The sequence below is a fragment of the Mycoplasma marinum genome (genome assembly GCF_004335975.1).
In the GTDB taxonomy this organism is placed as follows: domain Bacteria; phylum Bacillota_I; class Bacilli_A; order Mycoplasmatales; family Metamycoplasmataceae; genus Mycoplasma_K; species Mycoplasma_K marinum.
On record NZ_PSZO01000039.1, the window covers coordinates 1 to 3,485 of the forward strand.

Sequence of the window (3,485 nt, forward strand, 5' to 3'; positions counted from 1 at the left end):
TTTTAAATTCTGCATTGTATTTTCTAGTTAATTCATTCTTTTCCTCTTCAAGTTTAGAGATTGTATTATTGATAACGGGAATCATTTCTTGTTTTTTAATTTTATACTCTCTTTGTTTTTGCAGTAAAACACTAATTTGATCCTTTATTATTTTTTCTTGTTTTTGCAACTCTATTTTTTGTTGACTAATTAGTTTTTTTTGTTCTTTTTTTAGTTTTTTGATCGTGTGCTTTATTTCTACAAAACCTTCAATATTGTTTTTTTGTTTTGCAGCTAAATCTTCGAATTTTTTTAACTCTCTTTTTGCAGAATCAAGCTCATCTTTATCAAACTCTTTAAACGAAGCTTTTTTAACTTTTGTTTTTGCTGCATTTATTTCATAATGAAATGGATGTTTTGCCTCTCAAAGTGCAAATTTAGCATCCTGGATTTTCTCATAATTAGGGTATTTATCAATTAAAATTTGTTTAATATAATATGAAACTAAATCGTTTTTTGTAATTTTTAATTTAAGGCCGAAAGCGATGTTATTGTAAACTGTCATAAACGGATAAAGCGCATAGTTTTGAAATACCATGGCCGTTTTACGTTCTGATGGATGAATTGAATTCATTTCTTTATTCCCTAAAAAATATTTACCCTCAGTAATGTTATCTAATCCAGCAATCATTCTCAACGCTGTTGTTTTACCACAACCTGATGGTCCCAGAAGACAAACAAAATCACCCGGTTCAACATCAAGTGAAAAATTATGTACAGCTTTATAACCGTTTTCATAAGTTTTTCCTAATTTTTCTAGTTTAATTGGTTTGTCTTTTTTACTTTCTTTGAAAAAAGATTTGAAAATCTTCAAAATAATTTCATCAAGTTGCTTCTCAGAAAGAGCACCTGCTTTGACAACACCATTTGCACTTAAAATTTTCTTTCACCTATACCAACCTATTGTCCTAATTTTAGCTTGTAGGATTAATCTATTTAATCATTCGTTCATTATTTAACTCCTTTTCCATAAAATTCATCTTCTATAATTGACAAATTTTTAAATGTTTTAATGGTCACTACAACTGTCCTAGAACAGTAATCAACCATTGTAAATCCTTTAAAGAATAAAGCTGAGAAAATATTTGCAATTACCATAGCTCAACCTACTACCGGTAGTGCATACACAGCCCCAATAGCGGCTCTAATAAGGATTATTTGTTTTGAAGTGGAGAAACCACTTGCATGAACAGCTTTCACTTTTGCAATTTTCATCCCAAGTGTTTGACCATCAGTAATAATCATTGTGAAAGAGTTGTAAATTAAAAGATAAACAAACGCTATTGTTGAAGATAAGAAGAAATTACCAATCCCTCCTCCCAATATTTTGTAAACAATTGTTTGCAAAATTAATACCATTAGGAAATCTGTTGCAAATGCCAATGATCTTAATAATATATAAAAACTATATATTTTTGAGTATATTGGAAACTCAACTAATCTGCCACTCTTTGTATAGACATGTCTGATATTATGTTTTGTTTTATTTGTCATTTTCACCAATTTGTTTTCTTTGGAAAAATAGTGAACAAAGATAAACAATAATTACTGGCAGAGTTGCAATATTTGTTGCTGCTAATGTTATAGCTCGACCTTGGTTAGGATCACTAGCATTAGCTGCAGAACCAATTACTTGTAGTGCAGCGGTAATGGTCATTCTAGATGGCTCGCCACCCGATCATAATGTAAACATAATAAAGTTATTTCATGAAGCCATAAAAATCATTGCTCATTGTGTGGCAATTAGTGGAATCATAAGTTTTAAAGATATTCTAATGAATACTCCAAATGTTGATAATCCATCTAATGTTCCAGCTTCTTCTGCTGAGTTCCCTAAATTAATGTAAAATTGTCTAACTAGAAAAATTCACATAGCCGAAGTCATTGAAGTGAATATAATACCAATAAATCAAATATTATCAGCAACATCACCCCCAATAAATCCCATTTGAATCAATATAAATAATTGTGGGATTTGTGTAATTTGTGCAGGAATCATCATTCCGGCAATAAATATTCAAAGCAACTGTTTTTTACCTTTAAAATGTATTCTAGCTAAAGCGTACCCAGCAAGGAAATTAAAGAATACATTTAATGTAGAACAGGCAACAGAAAAAATTATGGAGTTTTTTATTCAAACACCAATAAATTCTTTGGTGAATGTTGAATGAAAAATATAATCAAAATTTTCTGTGGTTCACTTACCAGGGAAAGGATTTATTCCTAAAGAAGCAATATTAGCAGGAGTTTTAAATGATGCTGTAATCGCTCAAATGAACGGAAAAAGTGAAACAACTAATCAAAAAATCAATATAGCATAAATCAATAATTTCCTTGAAATATGTAACCTTTTTGATAATTTTGCTCTTTTATTATATTTATGAGTTTCTCTACGAGCTCTAATTGAATTTTGTTTCATTATTTTTTTCCCTTTCCATCAATAGGCTGAATTTTATTGGAAATAATTGAAAGAACAAAAATCGCTGCACCTAAAGATAGTAATTCAATCATCCCTAATCCAACATTGGATACAATTCCTTTAGCTCCAATGATATGTTGGAACCCAAGAACTGATCATGTTGTAGCATCTTCAGGTCTTGATATCCCAAGAGCAATCACAATAAATGATTGACCAAATATAGCCATACTAACTATCAACGTCATCATTAACTGGTAAGCAATAATAGGTGCAAGAGCTGGTAATGTAATTTTAAAGAACTTTGTCATTGTTCCCGCCCCATCAAGAGAAGCGGCTTCATATTCCGTGCGACCTATATTTGTAAATGCGGTATTAAAGGTTACAATTGACCCTGATATTTGAACTCATAAACCCGCCAAAATGATTATATAAATAATATTTTTTGGATTTTTAGCTAAATTCACACCCAGTGCACCATCACCACCAAATATTTTATAAAAAATAATTGTACTTGCAACTGCGGAAGTTACTTGTGGTAAAAAGTAAATAGTTAAAAATACTTTTTTACCTTTTATTTTGCCTCCGTTAATAATAGCGGCGATTATTAAGGAAGCAATAATAGAAATTGATGTTACAATACCTGCATATTTTAAAGTTCTTATAATCGCTTCTTTAAACATAGGATCCTTGCCTACTAAAGCAAAGTTTTTCATTGAATTATTTTCAATATCTGACATATCAGCAGTTAATTTACCTTTATAAAAAACCAACATAATGCCTATAATAAATGATGCAAATACAAATATGCCCATTACAAGCACAGGTGCAATTGTGAATAACGTCCCAGCAACTTGCCTTTTAGCTTTCATTATACGAATTTCTTTATTTCTATAGCCATTGTACTCTAAATACCTTCTTTTTAATATATTTCTAACTTCTTTTTTATTCATATTTTTTCCTTTATCTTTTGTTACCTCAATCAAAAGTGAATTCTAATTTTTGTGTCGCTGTTTTTTCTTTAATAGTT

Annotated in this window: 4 protein-coding genes; all 4 read right to left on the minus strand. The window is 30.0% G+C overall.

Translation table 4 applies throughout. From position 1 onward, the window contains the following. On the minus strand, nt 1–991 hold a 991-nt coding region (locus C4B24_RS04470), incomplete at its 3' end, for an ATP-binding cassette domain-containing protein (RefSeq protein ID WP_131599578.1). Beyond that, nucleotides 991–1,533, minus strand: coding sequence for an RDD family protein (locus C4B24_RS04475; protein WP_131599579.1), 543 nt, complete (start codon nt 1,531–1,533; stop codon nt 991–993). The genes C4B24_RS04470 and C4B24_RS04475, both read right to left, overlap by 1 nt. Beyond that, a complete protein-coding gene (locus C4B24_RS04480; RefSeq protein WP_131599580.1) occupies nt 1,523–2,458 on the minus strand; it encodes a carbohydrate ABC transporter permease in 936 nt (311 codons plus the stop codon). Before C4B24_RS04480 ends, C4B24_RS04475 begins: the two co-directional genes overlap by 11 nt. Beyond that, entirely contained in the window at nt 2,458–3,408 is a 951-nt protein-coding gene (locus tag C4B24_RS04485) for a carbohydrate ABC transporter permease (RefSeq protein ID WP_210725198.1), read from the minus strand. The genes C4B24_RS04480 and C4B24_RS04485 overlap by 1 nt, the downstream gene beginning before the upstream one ends. Between the last annotated feature and the right edge of the window lie 77 nt (nt 3,409–3,485).